Origin of the sequence: Micromonospora palomenae (assembly GCF_007829925.1) — a bacterium.
GTDB lineage: Bacteria > Actinomycetota > Actinomycetes > Mycobacteriales > Micromonosporaceae > Micromonospora > Micromonospora purpureochromogenes.
On record NZ_VIXA01000001.1, the window covers coordinates 436,242 to 454,230 of the forward strand.

Below are 17,989 nucleotides of genomic sequence, written 5' to 3' on the forward strand. Positions count from 1 at the left end.
GGAGGGCCCGATGACCATCCTCGCCACCCCGCCCGCCCCGCTCACCCGCCTGCGCCGCCTGGTCGGCACGTTCGCCCTGCTCACCGCCATGGTCGCCGGGGCGCTCGTCGGCCCGTCCGTGGTGACCCCGTCGCTCACCGACTCCGCGTCCGCCGCGGTCTACAGCTCGTGCACGATGACCCGCTGCGCGGACGCCCGCACCGCCCGGTCCGGCTGGGCCGCCAAGGGCTTCCCGACCAGCCGGGGCTGGTACACCTGGAGCGGCGGGCGCTACAACTTCGCCGGCGGCCAGTTCTACAACCGGGAGGGCCAGCTTCCCGCCAACGCCACCTACCACGAGTACGACGTCTACCCCCGGGCGTACGGGGCCCCCCGGGACGCGTACCGGATCGTGGTCAACCGGAGCACCGGCGTCACCTGGTTCTCGCCGGACCACTACGCGAACTTCTACCGACTCTGAGCGGGCAGCGGTCGGGCCGGGGACCAGCCGGCCCGACCGAACCGGGGAGGATGACCGGATGGACGTGCCCGACCTGCCACCGTGGCTGGAGCTGACCGCCGAACCCATCGCCGACCCGACCGCCGGCACGGTGGTCGTGCCGGGCGCCGACGCCCGCAGTCGCGCGGACCTGTTCGGGCTGCTCGCGCAGGCCCTCGACCTGCCCGAGTGGTTCGGGCGCAACTGGGACGCGCTGGCCGACTGCCTGCTCGACCGAGACGACGCCGGCCCGCTCGCCCTGCGCGTCGACGACGCCGAGCAGCTCCTCGCCGACGAGCCGCCCGGACAGTTCGCCACCCTGCTCCAGGTCTGCGACGACGTGTGGTCGCACGGCCGGTACCCGTTCCGGCTCGTCCTGCGCACCACCGGCGAGCGGCTGCCCGCGCTACGCCGCCGCGTCGCCACCGCGCGGACCTGAACCGCGGGCCGGAGCCCGGGCCACCGGCGGGCGGCCGGGCGGACGCCTGGTCGACCGTCTCCAACCGCTTCCGCCAATGGCGTGACCCCGGCGTGTATGAGGCCCGGCTGGAGGGCCTGACCGGAAGCCGCGAAGCGGGGCGAGGTGGACCTGTCCCAGGTCAGCATCGACTCCACCACCGCGAGAAGGCCAGGTCAAAGGAGGCGGCTTCGAAGAAGAGAGGGGGGAGACGCCGAAGCGGATCCCGAACGGGAGGAGCGACGACGCGTTCGGCTCCGCCGAAAGCTCCGCCGAAAGCTCCGGCTGAAGGCCGCCCTCCTGGGACGCTCGCGGGGCGGGCAGACCAGCAAGGTCCACCTCGCCGCCGAAGGCGCCAGGCCCGGTCGGCCCGTCAGCCACGACGCAGCCCTGTACAAGGAGCGGAACACCGTCGAGCGGCCGATCAAGAAGCTCAAGGCCTGGCGAGGCATCGCAACCCGCTAGGACAAGACCCCGGAGAGTTGGCTCGCCGGCCTCCACCTGCGCGCCTCGGTGATCTGGATCGAAGACTCACCCGGACAACCCGTTGATCACAATAGGATGCAGCAGTGACCGGCGGTGAGCGAGGGCAGACGATCACGCAGGTGGACACGGCGGAGACCGGGCAGGGCGACGCCGGCCGCCGGGATACCGGCGTCGGGACTTGGCGCGCGCGCATCCGCCGGGCGATACGCGCCGCCTCCCGGCCGAGCCCCTGGAAGCGCGGCCTGGTGCTCGCGGCGCTGGCGCTGCTGCTCGGCCTGATCCTGCTGCTGCACGCGCAGATCACGGACCGCGGGGGCCTCGGCAGCCTGGTGGAGACCTTCCTGCCGTGGTTCGGTCTGTTCATCCCCGTACTGCTGATCGGGGCGCTATGGCGTCGTTCCGCCTCCGCGGTGGCCGCGCTGCTGCTGCCGGCCGTGGTGTGGCTGAACCTCTTCGGCGGGCTGCTTGGCGACAAGTCCCGCCTGGGCGGCGACCTCACCGTGGCCGAGCAGAACGTCAACGCCGACAACCCCGACCCGGCCGGCACCGCCCGCGACCTGGCCGCCTCCGGTGCGGACGTGCTGGCCCTGGTGGAGCTGACCCCGCAGGCCACGGGCACGTACGAGAAGGAGCTGGCGAAGGCGTACCCGTACCACACGGTGCAGGGCACGGTCGGGCTGTGGAGCAAGCTTCCGCTGTCGGACACTCAGCCGGTCGACATCCAGATGGACGCCGGGCCGCTGGCGGCCACCAAGCCGGTCGACATCAAGATGGCCTACAACCGGGCGCTGCGCGCCACGGTGGCCACGGACCAGGGGCCGCTGGCGGTGTATGTGGCCCACCTGGGGTCCGTACGGGTGAATCCCAGGGCGGGCTTCTGGACGGCCCATCGGGATAGAAACGCGCAGGCGCTCGGCGAGGCCATCGCCGCCGAGCGGAACGAGCGGGTGGTGCTGCTCGGCGACCTGAACGGCACCATGGACGACCGCGTGTTCGCCAGCATCACCTCGCAGTTGCGCTCGGCCCAGGGCGAGGCCGGCAAAGGCTTCGGCTTCACCTGGCCGGCGAAGTTCCCGGTGGTGCGGATCGACCAGATCCTGGTCCGCGGCGTGAAGCCGGAGAGCTCCTGGGTGCTGCCGGCCACCGGCGGCGACCACCTGCCGGTGGCGGCCAGCATCAGCTGGTGAACACCGCGTCAAGCTAGTTGGGCTTGTCGAGGATCGCGCTGAACCGCTCCTCGGCCAGGTCCAGCTGGGCGAAGATGTGTCGCTTCACCGGCGCCGACAGCGGGGTGTCGGGCCGGCTGATCAGGTCGCGGAAGACGGGCACCAGCGGTCGGTACTTCGCCGCCGAGCGGGCCACCTTCGGCCCGATGGTGTAGACCACGCCCACCCCGTTGTCGGTGAAGTCGGACACCTTGATCACCCGCGCCCACGGCTCCCGGTCCAGGCTGGCCGCCACGTGCTCCCGGTACTGGGCGTTGCGGTCGCGGTCCGGGTCGTACTCCGGATTGGTGACCGCGGCGACCAGCCGGGCGACCCGCGGGCCGAAGCGCGCGGCCAGCGTGGCCAGCGCCGCCGCCGTCGGGTCGGCGACATCGGTGCCGGCCAGCTCGCCCGGATGGTCCTCCACCGCGTCGTGCAGCAGGCCGGCGACGATCACGTCCACGTCGCGCACCTGGTAGTGGTGCATCATCCGGATCGCCACCCGCAGCAGGTGGTTGAGGTACGGCTCGCGCACCCGCCGGTCGTCGCGGTGCAGCTCGGCGGCGAGGTCGAGGGCGGCGCCGAGCCGTTCCCGCGCGGCCGGGTCGAACGCCCGGATCTCCAGCCGGAACCGTTCCAGCAGGCCGGGTTCGCCGTGGATCTCGGTGATCGCGTGCATCGGCATGGTGGCGAGGTACGGCGGGAACTCCATGCACCACTTATAGCCGATCTTCACTACCGGCCCGACCCGGCCGTCGCGTACGCGACCTCAGGCGGTGCCGGAGAGCCGCTTGGCCAGCCGACGACCGTCCCGTGCGGCGTGCCGTCGATGACCGCCTCGTCCATCAGCCGAGCCATGATCAGCCGCCCCGGCCCCGGCCCCGCTCCCCGCCGTTTGCGCCGGCCTCCCGCCACCCGCCGGTGTCGGCCACCGCGCCAGCCCGTTCGGCATCTTCCGGCACGTGATCCTGCCGCTGAGCCGGCCGGCGGTCGGATCGGCGCTGTCCGACCCCCGGCAGATCGACCGGCTGGCCGCGCTGGTCTGACCGTCCCCGCCGCCGACCCTGGCCGGTGGTCAGGCGGGGGCGGGGCCGAGGCTGTCGCGGCGGACGAGTTCGGCGGGGAGCACCTCGACCCGGGGACGGCCGACGGCCGGTTCCAGGGCCAGGGTCATCGCGCGGGCGCCCAGTTCCACCAGGGGCAGCCGGACGGTGGTCAGCGCGGGCGTGACGTCGGCGGCCACCGGCATGTCGTCGAAGCCGACGACGGAGACCTCCTCGGGGACCCGGACGCCCCGGGCCCGCAGCAGGGTCAGCGCGCCCACCGCCATCGAGTCGTTCAGCGCGGCCAGCGCGGTCAGCCCCGGCACCGCGGCCAGCAGCTCGTCCGCGGCGCGGGCGCCGCCGTCGCGGGTGAAGTCGGCGTACCGGACCCGCTCCGCCGGCAGCGCGGCACCAAGCCCTTCGGCCACCCCGGCGAGGCGGTCGCTGGTGGTGGTGAGCTCCCGGGGACCGGCGATCACGCCGACCCGGTGGTGCCCCAGCCGGCGCAGCTCCGCGCCGAGCCGACGCGCGCCGTCGGCGTTCGCCGGCATCACCGCGTCGCCGGGGTGCTCGTGCCGGCCGATCACCGCTACCCGGCCGCCGGTCGCCTCGTACGCGGCCAGCTTCTCGGTGAGCCGGGCGGTGAAGTCGGGGTCGTGGTAGCCCGAGCCGGCCAGCACGATGGCGGCGACCTGCTGGCCCCGCAGCATCTCGACGTACTCCAGCTCGCGCTCCGGGTCGCGGTAGCTGTTGCAGATGATGACCAGCCGGCCCCGGTCGGTGGCCACCCGTTGCAGGCCCCGGGTCACCTCGGCGAAGTACGGGTCGGAGACGTCGTGCACCACCACGCCGACCACGCTGCGCTGCGGCCGGGCCAGCAGCTGGGCGTGCGCGTTCGGGACGTACCGCAGGTCGGCGACGGCCCGCAGCACGCGCTCGCGCAGCTCGTCGGCGACCGGCTTGCTGCTGCCGTTGATGACCCGGGAGGCGGTGGCGGGGGAGACGCCCGCACGGCGGGCGACATCGGCCAGCGTCGCCAATGGCCACCCCCTGCCCGCTCCCGTCCCGCGCCCCGCAGTGGGCACAGGCTACCGCACGGGCGTCAGGAAAGCCCTTGCCTGTGCTGCGGGCCGCCCCTAGCGGTCACCCGATCGCCGGACCGCGTGCGCGGGCTGGTCGGCGGTCGGCGGCGTCAGACCAGCGCGGCCAGCCGAGACACCAGCTCCGCCGGCGCCGGCATCGCGGCGATCTCCCGGCTCACCTGCCCGGCCGCGGTCCGAAGGTCGGCGTCGGTCACCAGGCGGGTCAGCGTCTCGGCGGTGATGTCCCGGGGGCGCAGCGCCAGGCCGGCGCCGCGGCGGGCCACCAGCTCGGCGTTGTGCCGCCGGTCGCCCGCCCCCACCGTGGCCAGCTGCGGCAGCCCGGCGACGAGGGCGCCGAGGACGCTGCCCGCCCCGCCGTGATGGACCAGGGCCGCGCTTGCCGGCAGGGCCGCGTCGAGGGGGATCCAGTCGACCACCCGTACGTTGCCGGGCAGCGCGCGGGCCGACCGGCGGTCCGGCCGGACCAGCACGAACTCCGCGTCCACCTGGGCGGCGGCCGCCACCACGGCGGGCATCGGCCCCTCGTCGCCCGGGCCGGTCAGGGTGCTGCGGCTGACCAGGACCCGGGGCCGCGCGCCCGGCTCGCGCAACCAGCCCGGCAGCTCACCGCCGCCGATGTAGGAGGCGTACCGCATCGGCCAGCCGTCCTGGTGGGTCACGCTGGGCGGGGCGACGGCGAGGGCGGCGGCGGGCGGCGGCAGCTCGGTCAGGCCGTGCCGGCGCAGCGTGCCGCCGAGCCGGCCGGTGGTGGCGCGGACCAGGTCCCTGCCGTCGAAGAGGGCGTTCTCCTGGCGGACCGCCGGCACGCCCAACCGGGCGGCGGCCACCGCGCCGGCCACCGCGAACGGCTCGTGCAGCACCAGGTCGGGTCGCCACTCGGTGGCCAGCGCGACCACCCGGTCGGTGAGCTGGTCGTTGAGCGCGCCGAAGAGCAGGCCGGCGCCGCGGGTGCCGGCGGTGCCGGCCAACTCGGCGCGGGCGATCAGCGGGTGGCGCAGCATGATGGGCAGGGCGATCCGTCCGAGGTCGAACCCGGGCGCGACGTCCCGCACCGGCAGGCCGGCGCGCTCGACGGCCAGGCCCCCGCCCCCGGTGGCGAGCAGCACCTCGTGGCCGGCGTCGCGCAGCGCGGCGGCGAGCGGCACGAGCGGGAAGACGTGACCGACCATCGGCGCGGAGACCACCAGGACACGCATGGCATCGATCCTAGGGCCGGTCAGCGGGTGGGGAGGGCGGCGGTGACCCGAACGGCCTTGACGATGGCGGGGATGGAGCCGATCAGGAGGACCAGGCCCCAGACGATCGCGACCACCGCGAAGACCAGCGCCCCCACGTCGTCCAGGATGCTCACCACGACGACCGGCACCAGGTTGTGCAGGAACTCCAGCAGCACCGTGCAGACCAGCGTGGTCAGCGCCAGCAGCACCAGCCCCTTGTTCTGCAGGAAGCGGGGCTGGGCGAGCAGCAGCAGCACCACCCAGACCAGTTTGAGCAGCAGCACCAGGCCGAGCAGCAGGCTCGCCTCGCCGACCGGGAAGAAACCCCACAGCGCCAGGTACGCCAGCGTGCCGAAGGGCGCGGCCAGGAAGAGCGAGACCATGATGGACAGCTCCACGAAGGCGAGCACCAGCATCAGCAGCGACACCAGGATCAGCACGATCGAGAAGATCAGCGTCGCCACGCCCTGCACCCGCCCCTGGACCCGGTCCGGCACCACCAGGCTCAGGCAGAACAGCCCCGTCGTCCAGAGCGCCACCACGTCGATCAGCGCCAGGTAGCCGGTGCCCCGACCGGAGGGCTCGTCGACCCGGCCCACCTCGCCGACGTCCACCCCCAGGTCCTGCGCGCTGGCCCGCAGCGAGCCGCCCGCGTCCCCGCCGCCGGTGAGCAGCGACGAACCCAGCTCCACCCCGACCACCAGCGCCACGGCCAGCAGCGCCAGCAGCAGGAACGGCTTGCGCAGCTCACCCACGACGGGCCTCCTCGCGGGTCGGGCCCCCGCGACGGGGCGAGGGTCCGGGCCGGGCCGCCCGGCGGCTCAGGATCCGATCGTGACCGTGCACGCCACACCTCCCGCACAGCCGACGGTGATCTCGCTGGCCCGGTCGACGGCGACCTTCGCCACGGCCGTGCCGTCCTCGGCCGGCTCCACCTCGTCGTCCACGGTGAAGCCGGCGTCCCGGGGCGCCGGCGCGGTGACCCGGAACCGGTCCGGGCTGCGCAGCACCAGGGTGCGCAGCCCGTCCGGGTCGGCGACGCGCAGCACGCAGGCGCCGACCACGGTGAGGGTGTCCCCGGTACGGTCGCAGCCGGCCCGCACCGTCGCCGGGTCGACCGTGGCGCTGTCGCCGACCAGCCGGCCCAGCCAGCGGACGGCGCCGTCGTCGTCCGGGCCGCCCCGGTCGCCCCGGCCCGCGCCGACGGCCACCACGAAGAGCACCACCAGCAGGACGGCCAGCCCCACCAGCAGCAGCTTGCGTCGCCCGCTCATCGCCGGGCCGCCGCCGCCCCGCCGACCTCGGTGAACCGGATCTGGTCGATCCCGGCGAAGTACCGGTCGAAGGCCTGCGTCTTGCTCACCGCCACCAGGGTCACCTGGTGCGGCCCCTTGCCGAGCCGCAGCGTGCCGACGTCCTCGAAGTCGGTGCGGACCACCTTCGGGGTGAAGCCGAGGAAGGTGCCGCCGACCTGGACGCCGTCGATCTGGAAGATGGTGTTGGCGTAGTCGAACGAGGTGGTGCGGGCGGCGGAGAACCGCCAGACGGCGTCCTTCGGCAGGTCGACGGTCATCGTGACCTGGTCGCCGACCGCCAGGCCCTGGAAGAACAGCTGCCGGTCCTGCGACCAGGTGACCCCGCAGCAGTTCGGCTGGACCACCACCTTCGCCGCGGCGCCGGTCGGCGACTCCACCTTCGCCTGCGCCACCAGGCTCTCCGCCTCCAGCGTGACCACCTGCGGCTCGCCCGGGGTGGGCGCGTCCTCCGGCCGGGTCACCAGCCAGCCCACCACCGCCCCGACCAGCAGCACCAGCGCCACGGCCGCGGCGATCCACGGCCAGGGGGCGCGCCGGGGCGGGGCGACGGCGCGGACCTCGTACGTCACCCGGCCGCTGGAGCGGGAACTCTCCTCCGGCGCGGTGTTCGCCGAGTAGGCGAAGCCGGTCATGTCGTAGCGGCGGGGCGCGGTGCCGGGCGGCACGGCGAGGCGGACCAGGAAGGAGACCGACCCCTGACCCGGCACCACCCGCTGCGGCTCGGCGACGGTGAACCAGGACCGCTGGCTGCCCTCCCCGGGGGCGACGTCGAAGACCACCGTGTCCGGGGCCGCGCCGGGGTTCGAGACGGTGAAGGTGAGTTCGCCGTGGTTGCCGGTGTCGAGGGTGAACTGCTCGGCGGCGGCGACGACGGCCCATTCGGTGGTCATGACGGCTCCTCTGCGGACGGTCCCGGAGGTGGAAGGGTGCGTGGGGGCGGGACGGAGGCCCGGCCGACCGCCGGCCCGGTGGGCAGCGGCGGCGCGTCGACGGGCGGTTCGGGGTCGGCCGGCGGGTCCGCGGGTTCGGCGTCGCCGAGCAGGACGACCTCGGCGGTCACCGCGGCCGGCTTCTCCGCCGTCACGATCCGGCTGATCAGGGCGAGCGAGCCGGCGGCGGCCGGCGGCACCCGGACCACCAGGTGGAAGGGGCGGTCGACCGGTTCGTCCAGGACGAACCCGGTCACCCCGGTGGCCAACTCCAGGGCGCTCCGCATCCCGTACGGGGTGCCCCGCCAGCGGGCCAGGTGCGCGCCGTGCGCCACCAGGTCCCGCAGCCGCCCCACCGGCAGCGCCGGCGGCGCGTCCGGGCGGGGCGAGGCGAGCACGTGGTCCATCGCCACCCAGCGGGTCAGGTACCCGACGAACCCGTCCGGCGCCCGGTACGGGGCGAACAACGCATCGACGTCGGCGAGCACCGCCTCGTCCGGGGCGTGCAGCGCCTCCATCACCTCCAGCAGCGCGAACAGCACGCTGCCGGGGACGCTGGCCCGCTGGTACGCGGCGGGCAGCAGCCGCTCAATCGCCGCTCGGCGCATCCTGCCGCACCACCTCGATGTCGTGCTCGCCGGAGCAGAGCAGCCAGGTGTCCGGGACGGTCACCACGTCGGCGGTGGCCTGGTTGGCGCTGGGCGTCCAGTCCACGGCGTCGCCGCTGCGGTACACCCCGCGCTCGCCGCCGGCCAGCACCAGCCGGTCGGTGCCGCCGGTGGCGGCGATCGCGTCGACCGGTACGAACCGGGACCGGTCCCGCAGCGGCAGCCCGCAGTTGACCATCACCGGCTGCCACTGCGGCTGCGCGGCGAGGGTGTCCAGTCGCACCACCCCGCCGCTCTGGGTGGCCGCCAGCGCCAGGGTGCCGGCGAAGGCCAGGTCGCGGCAGGTGCCGCCGATCCAGCCGGCCTGCACCGACTGCCACTTCACGTCCGACTCGAACAGCCGGGTGCGGTGGCAGCCCTGCCCGGGCTTCTTCGGGTCCGGCTCGCCGGCGCCCGACCAGAGCAGGGTGGCCGGGCCGTCGTACTGCACGGCGAGGACCCGGTTGTCCACGTTGGCCAGGCCGACGTGGGTGAAGCTGCCCGGGCGGCCGGCGGCGGTGGAGAGGTAGACGCCGAACCCGGCCTGCGCGGCGACCGCCACCCCGGGGGCGCCCCGCTCCGAGACGAAGGCGCGCACGGCGTAGAAGCCGCGGTCGGCGTCGGCCGGGTCGACCAGGATCTGCAACGGCACCGAGCCGGGCAGCAGGGAGACCTCGTACAGGCCGGTGTCGGTGGCCACCAGCAACGCGCCCGCGCCGTCCCGGTCGATCCAGGCCACGTCGGAGATGCGGGAGTCCAGGTCGGTCAGGAGCGACCAGTTCTCGCCGAGGTCGGTGCTCAGGTGCACCCGGGAGCCACCGGCGGCCCGGACGGTCACCGCCGCCACCGAGCCGGGGCGGGCGGTCACGCCGGGGCGTACCGGGGCGGGGGCGGGGGACACCCGCACCACCGTCTCGCCCTCGAACCGGCCGGCCGGCTCCCAGCCCGCGCCGGCGTTGGTGGAGCGGAACAGCACCTCGCCGCGGCCCGCGTACCAGGTGCGGGCCTGGTACTGGTCGACGGCGAGGGTGCGTACCTCGGCGTCGGGGGCCTCGTCGACCACGAACCGCACCGACTCCACGTAGCGCACGCCCGGCTCGGCGTGCTCCAGCATCCGGTACACGTTGGAGGCCCGCAGCGGCTCGCCGAACGCCCAGCCGGCCGGGTTCAGCGTGGTGGGCAGCGGGCTCAGCGTCTGGTGCAGCCGGTCGTGGATGCGCCGCCGCACCGCCTCGGCGTCCTCCTCCCGGCGCACCACCACCCGGGCCCGGATGGAGACCGCCTTGTAGCGGGCCCACCCGGCCCGGCAGCTCGTGCCGAGGGCGCGGCGCTGGTCCAGGTCCGCCTCGACCCGGCGGCGCGCCTCCTCCACCTCGTGCTCGCGCAGCACCGACACCGGCAGCCGGCCGCCGGGCCGGGCCTCGTCCGGCACGTACGGCACCAGCACCACCTCGACCTCGCCGGGCCGGGCGAAGCTGTAGACCGCGGCCCGGGTGAAGGCCCGCGCCCGGGCCACCGCCCCGGAGCCGGCGGCGAGGATCTCGAAGTCCCGGGCGGTCACCGCCCGCTGCTGGGCGAAGAACTCGTAGGGCCCGCGGACCAGCGCCGAGTCCAGCGTCTCCATGTCCCGCCCGCCGCTGGCCGGCTCCGGATTGTCGGCCCGCACCCCGGGCAGCGGGTCGCGCAGGCTGGTCAGCGTCCCGGCGGCGACGTTGCCGGTGCGCCCGCCGCCGGCGCGGTACCAGAGCCGGATCCCCGCCCCGGCCGGCGGCACGGCCGCCACCGTGACCAGTCCGGAGCCGACCGCGCCGGTCGCCGCCGCCCCGGCCGGTCCCTCGCCGGACGGGCGCAGGTCCAGGGCGGGGGCGAAGGTGACCACCCCCGAGCAGCGGTCCACCAGGTACACCTTGGCCTGCGGGCCGACCCCGGCGAAGCTGTCCACCGGCCGCCAGATCTCGTACGTCCGTCCCGCGTGCTCCCGGGCGGCCGCGCCCAGCTCCACCGAGCCCGGCGGCACCTCCACCCCGAGCAGCAGGTCCAGCGGCTCCGCCGTCCGGGCCAGCGGCGCCCGGGCGGCGCGCAGCGCCTGCCCCGGCTGCCCGGTGCCGGTGCCGAGCAGCTCCGCCTCGACCGGCTCGCAGTGGTGCATCCGCACGGTCACCTCGGCCTGCCCGGCGGCCAGCGTCGCCGGCTCGGTGGTGACGAAGACGACCGGTTTCGGGTCCGCGCCGCGGGCCGCGGCGACCCGGGTGCCGGCGGGGATGCGCACCGCGCCGTGCTCGCCCCCGGTACGGGTGAACCGGACGTCCGCCCAGGCCGCCGACGGGGCGTGCCGGGCCACCCCGAGCAGGTTGAGGAACTGCACGTACGCCTTCTCCGGCAGCTGGTTCAGCCGGTAGATCATCACCTCGGTGAGGTGCGCGAACGCCTCCACCAGGGCGATGCCGGGGTCGTGCGCGGACAGGTCCGTCCAGGCCGGGCAGGACTGCCGGATCCGCTCCCGGGCTTCGGCGACGAGGTCGAGGAAGGCGCGGTCGTCGAGGTGCGGCACGGGCAGCGTCATGACAGGTCCCCCTCGGCGTGGTCGTGGACCGGCCCGTCGGGCTCCTCGTCCTCGGGGAGCAGGTCGACGGAGAAGACCAGCTGGCCGGGGGAGAGGCTGGCCCGGACCCGGTAGTCGAGCCGGATCACCAGCCGCCACGGGTCGTCCGGGTCCGGCCCGGCGTCGACGTCGATCACCTCGACGCGTGGCTCCCAGCGCCGGATCGCCTGCCGGACGTAGTGGATGGCCAGGCCGGCGGTGGTGTCGTCGTTGGGCGCGAAGACCAGCCGGTGCAGCCGGGAGCCGTACCCGGGGCGCATCAACCGCTCGCCCGGAGTGGTGGAAAGCAGCAGGTACAGCGCCTGGCGTACCGTCTCGTCGCCCTCGGTCATCGCGAGCCCGCCGGCCGCGGTCAACGCCAGACCACCGGTGCGGCCGGCGTCGAAGCCGGCGCCCACGAAGCGGAACGCCCTCATCGGTCCGCCTCCACCAGGCTCTGCCGCGGGTCGCGGACGGTGTGGTGGACCAGGCCCGGCGGGGTGCCGTCGGTGAGCCCGTCCAGGTGCGACAGGACGATCCGGTGCCCGTCGACGCGCAGCCAGTCGCTGTAGCCGATCCGCACCGGCAGCGTCTTCGTGCAGGGCTTCACCGTCGGCCCGTAGTTCGGGCAGGCCACGATGTCCCGCCCCTGCGGGTCGTCGTCGACCAGCACCGGTACGCCGGTGACGGTCACCCAGCGCTGCGACGCCCGGTTGGTCACCCGCCCGTCGTGGTCGCAGGTGATCACGGATTGCAGGTGGATCCAGCGCATCAGCCGCCTCCTGAGCTCTGGCGGGCGAGCGCGGCGGCCCGCTCCCGCGCGGTCGGCGCGTCCTCGGTCGTCTCGGCGTGCAGGAAGTCGACGCTGCGGGCGCGTACCACCATCGCCCGGCCCGGCGCGGAGAGCACCAGGTCGGTGGCGGCGTGCAGGGTGGTCAGCTCCGGCGTCAGCTCCAGGAAGCTGCCGGCGTCGGTGGCGAGCTTCAGGCTGCGCGCCGCGTCGTCCACCACGATCGTCTGGCCGCTGCCGGTACGCACCGACCACCGGCCGGACCGCCCGTCGGCGATGCCCGCGTCGTACGGCGCGACGGCGCCGAAGAGCGAGCCGAGGACGATCCCGGCGGCCGGTTCGCCCCCGGGCAGCGCCACCAGCACGGTGTCGTCCGGGTCGGGCAGCGCCACGATCCCCTTGCCGGCCCCGGCGCCGGGGCAGAGCACGGCCAGCCAGCCGGCGTCCAGGTCCCCGTAGGCGGGGAGGGTGAGCCGCACCCGGCCGAGCCGGTCCGGGTCGTCGACGTCGGTGACCGTGCCGAGGGTGACCGCCGCGCCGGCGACCGGGGCGGGTGCCGGGGCGGGCGGCGGGGCGGTGCTGAACCGGGTCAGGTGGCCGTTGGCGTCGATCGTGTGCACCACCTCGGTCAGCACGTACACCCCGGCGACCGGGTCGGCGATCCCGGCCAGCTCGACGCGGCGGCCGGGCCGCAGCGCCGGGTCGCCCTCGGCGACCCCCTCGGCGGTGACCAGCGCGGCCACCCGGGCGTCCAGGCCGGCCTGGGCGATCGCGGCCAGCTCGTCGTCGCTGCGGCCGGGCTGGTCCACCGCGGTGCGCACCCCGTCCGCGCCGACGGCGGCCGGGTCCGGGTCGAGCGGGATGCGCCGGCCGGTGCGCGCCGCGTCGGCCCGCTGGCTGATCGGCTCGGCGCGCTGCGGATGCCAGCCCAGCGCCGCGCTCTGCCCGGCGGCCCGGTCGAGGTTGGCCGCGATCCGCAGCGAGTGCAGGGTGTGGCCGAGGGGCAGGGTGACCGGCTCGCCGTGCCCGTCCAGGGTGACCAGCCGCAGCCGGTCCTCGTCGTCGGCGAGGTGCAGCCCGGCCCGGCCGGCCACCTCCAGCAGCAGGTCGAGGTCGCTGTGCCGGTGCTGGAGCACCCGCTCCAGGCGCGGGCCGTCCTCCTCGGCGTCGACGTCGAGACCGACCTCGGCGCAGAGCTCCCGGGCCAGGTCGGCGGCGGTCACCGACTCGAACACCCGCAACTGCTGTCGCTTGCGCAGCCGGTGCAGCGGCTGGTAGCCACGCAGCCGGACCAGGGCGGCGCCGTCGGCGGCGTACTCCACCTCGACGCAGGTCACCTCCCCGGTGAACAGGCCGGCGTCGTCCAGCCGGACGTCGAGGGTCGCGCCGGTCGGCACCGCCGGGCCGGGGCCGAGGTCCAGCGCGGCGGGGCCGGGGCCGGCGGCGTAGCCGATCTCGCACTGGGTCGGCTGGTCCAGCCGCCCGGCGATCCGCACCGACCGGAGCCGGCGGGCGTCCAGCGGTACCCCGTCGAGCAGCACGGTCGGCCAGGCCGTCACGGGGCACCTCCCGGCGGGGGTGGAGTGGTCGCGGCGGCGGTCAGCGGGGGCACCGCGAGGGCGGTGCCGGCCGGCACGGTCAGCGGATCGGTGATCCGGTTGTGCTCGGCGAGCAGCCGCCACCGCAGCGGCGAGCCGAGCGCGTCGTGGGCGAGCAGGTCGAAGCGGACCCCGGAGTACCCGGGCACGGCGGAGCCGTCCCCGGCCGCCACCACCGCCGAACCGGGCGCGGCCACCGGGGTGGTGGCGGCGGCCAGTTCCTCGTCGAAGCCCTCCTGGGCCTCGTCGGCGGACTCCGCCACCCGCACCAGCTTCAGCCGCAGCCAGGACCGGCGGGGCGAGCCGGTCAGGGTGAACGCGTCGAACCGTTCGGCGATCGCGACGATCACGCCGGGAACGTTCCAGGTCTTGCCCCAGACCAGCCGGACCAGCGGCGGCCGCAGCCAGCCGTGCGCGGTGGCGGAGTTCTCCGCCAGCATCCACAGTGGACGAGTGAGGGCGCGCACGTCCTCCGGGCGGGTCGGCGCGTCCACCAGGTCGGTGTCGAAGAGCAGGTCGAGCACCAGCTCGGTGCGGCCGCCGCCGGTGAAGACCAGCGGGTCGTCGGCGAGGCCGGCGCCGGTGAGCTGCCCGTCGCCGACGCCGCGCGGGCGTACCCCGGCCAGCCGGGTCACCTGCACGGTCTCCGGGTTGAGCAGGCAGTCCACCCGGACGCCGGAGGAGTCCACCAGGAAGGCCACCCGTTCCATCAGGCCCCCCGCTGCTCGAGGTCGAGGCGGCGCAGCCGCTCGCCGTCACCGTCGCCGGTGGCCGGCCGCCACGCCGGGCCGTCGGGCAGCGCCGGCCACGGATCCCCGGCCCACCGCCCCGCCGGCCCCGTCGTGGTCGCTCCGGTCGGGGGTACGCCTCCGGCGCCGCCCGCCGGCCCGTCCGGCAGGACCGGCCACGGGTCGGGTGCCGGGGTGGGCGCTACGGCGTCGGGCCATCCATTGCTGGGCCGTGCCGGCGGCCACCGGTCGGCGGACCCGGACGCGCTGTCGAGGCCGGTGCGGGTCGCTGCGGCGCCGCTGGGTTGCTCGGCCGTCCGGGCGAGGTCACCCGGGTACGCCCCGCGCGCCCGGCCCGCCCCGGGGCCGGCCTGCGGTCCGGGGTGGCCGGTGGCCGCCCGCGTTCCCGTCGGGACGGACCAGGGGGCGGGGAACCGGAGCGCACCGACGTGGTCTGCGCCGGTCGTGCCGGGCCGGTGCGCCGGGTCGGTGGCGGTGCGCGCCCGACCATCGGCTGTCGTGCCGTCGACGGATGCGGTCGCCGGGACCTGGCCGGTGGCCGGCCCGGACTGGTCGATCCGGCCGACGCGGGGCTCGCCGGGGCCGGCGGACGGCGGCGCGTCCCGGTGCGGGTGGGTGTCGCCGGACCCGGTGTGCGACAGGCCGCCGAATCCGGCGGCGGGCCCGGGTATCGCCGGACGGATCCGCCAAGCTGCCGGCCCCGGGGGAGTGTCGCGCCCCGGCGACCGGTCGAGGTCGTCGGCCGACAGCCCGACCCGTCGGTCGGTTTGCCCCGGCCGGTGGTGGTCCGGCCGGCCGGGCCGGGAATGCGCGGGCGGCGGTCCCGGCCGGGAGTCCGGCGCGGCGGCTCCCGGCCGGCCGCTCGGGTCGGCGACGCCGGGCAACCTGCCGGCGGCCGGAGAACTCGATCCGGCTGTGCCGATGACGCCGTCGAGCCGGTTGCTCGCAGTGGTGGACCCGGGACGAAGGCCCGCCCCGGAGTCGCCGGCCCACGAGCCCACGCCCGTGCCAGGGTCGCCGGGCCGGGAGCCCACGCCTGTGCTGGGGTCACTGGGCCACGAGCCCTCGGTGCCATCGGGGTCGCCGGGCCACGTGCCCACGGCTGCGTTGCGGTCGCCGGGCCATGAGCCCCCATCGGGGTCGCCGCGCCACGCGCTGACGGCGGGGTCGGCGTCCCTGGGCGACGAGCCGTCCGGGTTGCGGGGCCACGAGCCCGCGGCCATTTCCGGCCGGAGCGGGCCGGTCGGGGGCAGCGCCGGCGTACCGGAGCGGGCGGGCGGCCGGTCGCCACCTGCCCCGTCGGCGGGCCCGCCCCGGGGGTCGCGCGCAACCGTCGACGGCCCGGCGGCGGGCAGGGCGTCCGGGTCGACGTCCAGGCCGCGCAGCAGGCCGGGGGCGTGCGCGGTGACCAGGCGCAGCCAGTGTTCCGGCGGCTGGCCCGGCCGGCGCGGCACGTCCCGCGTCGCCTCGGCCGACGGCACCTGCGGCCTCGCCTCGGGCAGGCCCGGCGTCGCCTGGGCCGGCGGCCCGGCCGGCAGGTCCGGCGTCGTCCCGGCCGGGGAGCCACCGGCGGCCGGGGCGGGGTCCCACCGCTCGACGGCGTCGGCGGCGTCCCGGAGCCGCCGGGCCAGCCAGTTACGCGGTCCTGGGCGCGGCGGCGGCACTGCCCGACTCCAGTTCCAGGCCCTCGTACGCCAGGGTGAGCGCCTCGATGGCGATCTCCTGGGAGAGGGTGTGCAGGTGCGCGCCCCGCCACCGCATCGGCCACGCGTTGATCATGTTCCAGCGCAGCGCCTCGCTGGTGCCGGCGGCGTCGAGCAGCACCACCGAGACGTTGCGGCGGTTCACCGTCCCCCGGGCCGCGGCCTGCACCCAGTCCCACAGCTCGCGGGAGGAGGTGAGCCCGAAGTGCAGGGTCACCGGGGCGTAGTCGACCTGGCAGGGTACGGCCCGGATCCGGTCGTTGCCGGCCTCCCGGTACGCCCGCCGGGTGATCGTCACCTCCAGGCCGCTGACCTCGGTGAAGTGCCCGTTGGTGATGCCGTTGATGAGCAGCTTGAAGTTGTAGGCCCGGTACGGGTCGACCGGGGCGCCCGGTTGCGGCGTGGCGGGGGTCGTCATGTCAGCCTCCGATCGTCTCGGTCTCGGTGCCACCGGCCCACTGGCTGAGCTTGAACACCACGAACTCCGCGGGCTTGACCACCGCGATGCCGATGTGGGCGATCACCATGCCGGCGTCGCGCACGTCGGCCGGGTTGGTCTCCTCGTCGCACTTGACGAAGAACGCCTCCTCCGGCGTGCGCCCGAGCAGGGCGCCGTCGCGCCAGACCCGGGTGAGGAAGGCGCCGATGTCGCGCCGGATGGAGCGCCACAGCGAGAAGTCGTTCGGCTCGAAGACCATCCACCGGGTGCCGTTGGCGATGGCCTGCTCGATGGAGATGGAGAGCCGCCGCACGTTGAGGTAGCGCCACTCGCTGGCCTCGGCGGCGAGCGTACGGGCGCCCCACACCCGGATGCCCTCGCCGGCGAAGTAGCGGATCACGTTGACGCCCTTGGGGTTGAGCACGTCGTGCTCGGGGCGGGTGACCAGGTACTCCAGGTCGACGGCGCCGCGTACCGGCTCGTTGGCCGGGGCCTTGTGCACCCCGCGCAGCCCGTCGGTGCGGGCCCAGATGCCGGCCATGTGCCCGCTCGGTGGGGTGAGCACCAGCTCGCCGCTGAGCGGGTCGCGCACCCGCAGCCAGGGGAAGTAGCAGGTGCCGAAGTCCGACTGCCGGGGCCGGTACGCGGTGGTGCCGCCGCCGTCGTCGTCGGCCGGCTTCGCCGTACCCTCGGCGGGTTTGCCGTCGGCGGCGCGGGGGGCCCGGGCGGAGCTGGGCGTGGCGACCCGGGTCAGCGCCGAGATGTCGTCGATGCCCGGGGGCGGGTCGCAGATCGCCACCATGGTGCGCAGCCGCTCGGCCATGCTCAGCAGCGCCTCGTGCGAGACCGGGTCGTGGAAGCCGGGGGCGGCGAGGATGGACACCTCGTCGACGGCCTCCAGCAGTTGCAGGCCGGCGCGGCGCTGGCCGCCGCCGGTGAGCTGGCCGCCCTCGCCGACGTTGACCACCCAGCACCGGGTGCCGCCGTTGTCGAGGAAGCCGAAGACGGCGCGGGCCAGCGGGGTGCTCTCCGGGCGTTCGCCGCCGGCGTAGAGCCGCAGGAACTCCGACCAGCTGTTCACCGGCATCGCCCGGTCGACGTGGGCGCCGCGGTCCGGGGCGATGCCGACGAACGCGGCGGTGCTCATGCCGACCGGCCCGATCGGGTGGGCCCCGCTCGGCACCTCCTCGACGTAGATGCCGGGGGAGAAGTAGTTGGGCATCGGTCCTCCTGGTGCGCGGGGCGGTC

Annotated in this window: 18 protein-coding genes and 1 pseudogene; 4 read left to right on the forward strand and 15 right to left on the reverse strand. The window is 75.7% G+C overall.

All coding sequences use genetic code 11. The features are described from left to right. Positions 1-10: 10 nt before the first annotated feature. The 4 genes and pseudogenes from FHX75_RS01940 to FHX75_RS01955 all read left to right on the forward strand — a co-directional run bounded on the left by FHX75_RS01940 (position 11) and on the right by FHX75_RS01955 (position 2,608). On the forward strand, positions 11-460 hold the full coding sequence (locus tag FHX75_RS01940) for a ribonuclease domain-containing protein (RefSeq protein ID WP_154936363.1): 450 nt from the start codon (positions 11-13) through the stop codon (positions 458-460). 58 nt (positions 461-518) lie between these two features. Further along, positions 519-917: a barstar family protein gene (locus FHX75_RS01945; protein WP_154936364.1), complete on the forward strand. Its 399-nt coding sequence runs from the start codon at positions 519-521 to the stop codon at positions 915-917. A 47-nt stretch (positions 918-964) separates the two neighbouring features. Then, positions 965-1,508, forward strand: a pseudogene (locus FHX75_RS31375) (transposase family protein); the annotation flags it as partial. A gap of 116 nt (positions 1,509-1,624) precedes the next feature. Beyond that, positions 1,625-2,608 carry an endonuclease/exonuclease/phosphatase family protein gene (locus FHX75_RS01955; protein ID WP_425463480.1) on the forward strand — a complete coding sequence of 328 codons (984 nt, stop codon included), beginning with the start codon at positions 1,625-1,627 and terminating at the stop codon, positions 2,606-2,608. 13 nt (positions 2,609-2,621) lie between these two features. Here FHX75_RS01955 and FHX75_RS01960 read toward each other — a convergent pair whose 3' ends face one another. The 15 genes from FHX75_RS01960 to FHX75_RS02030 all read right to left on the reverse strand — a co-directional run bounded on the left by FHX75_RS01960 (position 2,622) and on the right by FHX75_RS02030 (position 17,963). After that, the gene (locus tag FHX75_RS01960) at positions 2,622-3,338 is read right to left on the reverse strand and encodes an HD domain-containing protein (RefSeq protein ID WP_154936367.1); all 717 of its coding nucleotides are present in this window, start codon (positions 3,336-3,338) and stop codon (positions 2,622-2,624) included. 363 nt (positions 3,339-3,701) lie between these two features. Then, complete coding sequence (locus FHX75_RS01965) at positions 3,702-4,709, reverse strand: LacI family DNA-binding transcriptional regulator (protein WP_154936368.1); 1,008 nt, start codon at positions 4,707-4,709, stop codon at positions 3,702-3,704. Positions 4,710-4,861: 152 nt separating this feature from the next. Continuing rightward, positions 4,862-5,968 (reverse strand): nucleotide disphospho-sugar-binding domain-containing protein, encoded by a 1,107-nt coding sequence (locus tag FHX75_RS01970; RefSeq protein ID WP_154936369.1) that lies wholly within the window; start codon positions 5,966-5,968, stop codon positions 4,862-4,864. 20 nt (positions 5,969-5,988) lie between these two features. Continuing rightward, positions 5,989-6,744, reverse strand: coding sequence for a hypothetical protein (locus FHX75_RS01975; RefSeq protein ID WP_154936370.1), 756 nt, complete (start codon positions 6,742-6,744; stop codon positions 5,989-5,991). Positions 6,745-6,810: 66 nt separating this feature from the next. After that, positions 6,811-7,263 carry a hypothetical protein gene (locus FHX75_RS01980; protein ID WP_154936371.1) on the reverse strand — a complete coding sequence of 151 codons (453 nt, stop codon included), beginning with the start codon at positions 7,261-7,263 and terminating at the stop codon, positions 6,811-6,813. Continuing rightward, a complete protein-coding gene (locus tag FHX75_RS01985; RefSeq protein WP_154936372.1) occupies positions 7,260-8,195 on the reverse strand; it encodes a hypothetical protein in 936 nt (311 codons plus the stop codon). The genes FHX75_RS01980 and FHX75_RS01985 overlap by 4 nt, the downstream gene beginning before the upstream one ends. After that, complete coding sequence (locus FHX75_RS01990; protein WP_154936373.1) at positions 8,192-8,842, reverse strand: phage tail protein; 651 nt, start codon at positions 8,840-8,842, stop codon at positions 8,192-8,194. The genes FHX75_RS01985 and FHX75_RS01990 overlap by 4 nt, the downstream gene beginning before the upstream one ends. Further along, positions 8,823-11,444 carry a putative baseplate assembly protein gene (locus FHX75_RS01995; protein WP_154936374.1) on the reverse strand — a complete coding sequence of 874 codons (2,622 nt, stop codon included), beginning with the start codon at positions 11,442-11,444 and terminating at the stop codon, positions 8,823-8,825. Before FHX75_RS01995 ends, FHX75_RS01990 begins: the two co-directional genes overlap by 20 nt. Further along, positions 11,441-11,899 (reverse strand): GPW/gp25 family protein, encoded by a 459-nt coding sequence (locus FHX75_RS02000; RefSeq protein WP_154936375.1) that lies wholly within the window; start codon positions 11,897-11,899, stop codon positions 11,441-11,443. Before FHX75_RS02000 ends, FHX75_RS01995 begins: the two co-directional genes overlap by 4 nt. Continuing rightward, positions 11,896-12,234 (reverse strand): hypothetical protein, encoded by a 339-nt coding sequence (locus FHX75_RS02005; protein WP_154936376.1) that lies wholly within the window; start codon positions 12,232-12,234, stop codon positions 11,896-11,898. The genes FHX75_RS02000 and FHX75_RS02005 overlap by 4 nt, the downstream gene beginning before the upstream one ends. Further along, positions 12,234-13,811, reverse strand: a complete 1,578-nt coding sequence (locus FHX75_RS02010; protein WP_154936377.1) for a phage baseplate assembly protein V — start codon at positions 13,809-13,811, stop codon at positions 12,234-12,236. The genes FHX75_RS02005 and FHX75_RS02010 overlap by 1 nt, the downstream gene beginning before the upstream one ends. Next, a complete protein-coding gene (locus FHX75_RS02015; protein ID WP_154936378.1) occupies positions 13,808-14,560 on the reverse strand; it encodes a CIS tube protein in 753 nt (250 codons plus the stop codon). Before FHX75_RS02015 ends, FHX75_RS02010 begins: the two co-directional genes overlap by 4 nt. Then, positions 14,560-16,263: a hypothetical protein gene (locus FHX75_RS02020; protein ID WP_154936379.1), complete on the reverse strand. Its 1,704-nt coding sequence runs from the start codon at positions 16,261-16,263 to the stop codon at positions 14,560-14,562. The genes FHX75_RS02015 and FHX75_RS02020 overlap by 1 nt, the downstream gene beginning before the upstream one ends. Beyond that, positions 16,235-16,720, reverse strand: a complete 486-nt coding sequence (locus FHX75_RS02025; RefSeq protein ID WP_154936380.1) for a phage tail protein — start codon at positions 16,718-16,720, stop codon at positions 16,235-16,237. Before FHX75_RS02025 ends, FHX75_RS02020 begins: the two co-directional genes overlap by 29 nt. A 1-nt stretch (position 16,721) precedes the next feature. Next, entirely contained in the window at positions 16,722-17,963 is a 1,242-nt protein-coding gene (locus tag FHX75_RS02030; protein ID WP_154936381.1) for a phage tail sheath family protein, read from the reverse strand. Between the last annotated feature and the right edge of the window lie 26 nt (positions 17,964-17,989).

Excerpts from the sequence above, each read along its gene's own strand:
- FHX75_RS01985 (WP_154936372.1), bottom strand. The coding sequence starts at position 8,195 with ATGACCACCGAATGGGCCGTCGTCGCCGCCGCCGAGCAGTTCACCCTC.
- FHX75_RS02005 (WP_154936376.1), bottom strand. The coding sequence starts at position 12,234 with ATGCGCTGGATCCACCTGCAATCCGTGATCACCTGCGACCACGACGGG.
- FHX75_RS02000 (WP_154936375.1), bottom strand. The coding sequence starts at position 11,899 with ATGAGGGCGTTCCGCTTCGTGGGCGCCGGCTTCGACGCCGGCCGCACC.
- FHX75_RS02030 (WP_154936381.1), bottom strand. The coding sequence starts at position 17,963 with ATGCCCAACTACTTCTCCCCCGGCATCTACGTCGAGGAGGTGCCGAGC.
- FHX75_RS01945 (WP_154936364.1), top strand. The coding sequence starts at position 519 with ATGGACGTGCCCGACCTGCCACCGTGGCTGGAGCTGACCGCCGAACCC.
- FHX75_RS02025 (WP_154936380.1), bottom strand. The coding sequence starts at position 16,720 with ATGACGACCCCCGCCACGCCGCAACCGGGCGCCCCGGTCGACCCGTAC.
- FHX75_RS01995 (WP_154936374.1), bottom strand. The coding sequence starts at position 11,444 with ATGACGCTGCCCGTGCCGCACCTCGACGACCGCGCCTTCCTCGACCTC.
- FHX75_RS01990 (WP_154936373.1), bottom strand. The coding sequence starts at position 8,842 with ATGCGCCGAGCGGCGATTGAGCGGCTGCTGCCCGCCGCGTACCAGCGG.
- FHX75_RS01970 (WP_154936369.1), bottom strand. The coding sequence starts at position 5,968 with ATGCGTGTCCTGGTGGTCTCCGCGCCGATGGTCGGTCACGTCTTCCCG.
- FHX75_RS01940 (WP_154936363.1), top strand. The coding sequence starts at position 11 with ATGACCATCCTCGCCACCCCGCCCGCCCCGCTCACCCGCCTGCGCCGC.
- FHX75_RS02015 (WP_154936378.1), bottom strand. The coding sequence starts at position 14,560 with ATGGAACGGGTGGCCTTCCTGGTGGACTCCTCCGGCGTCCGGGTGGAC.
- FHX75_RS01980 (WP_154936371.1), bottom strand. The coding sequence starts at position 7,263 with ATGAGCGGGCGACGCAAGCTGCTGCTGGTGGGGCTGGCCGTCCTGCTG.
- FHX75_RS01960 (WP_154936367.1), bottom strand. The coding sequence starts at position 3,338 with ATGGAGTTCCCGCCGTACCTCGCCACCATGCCGATGCACGCGATCACC.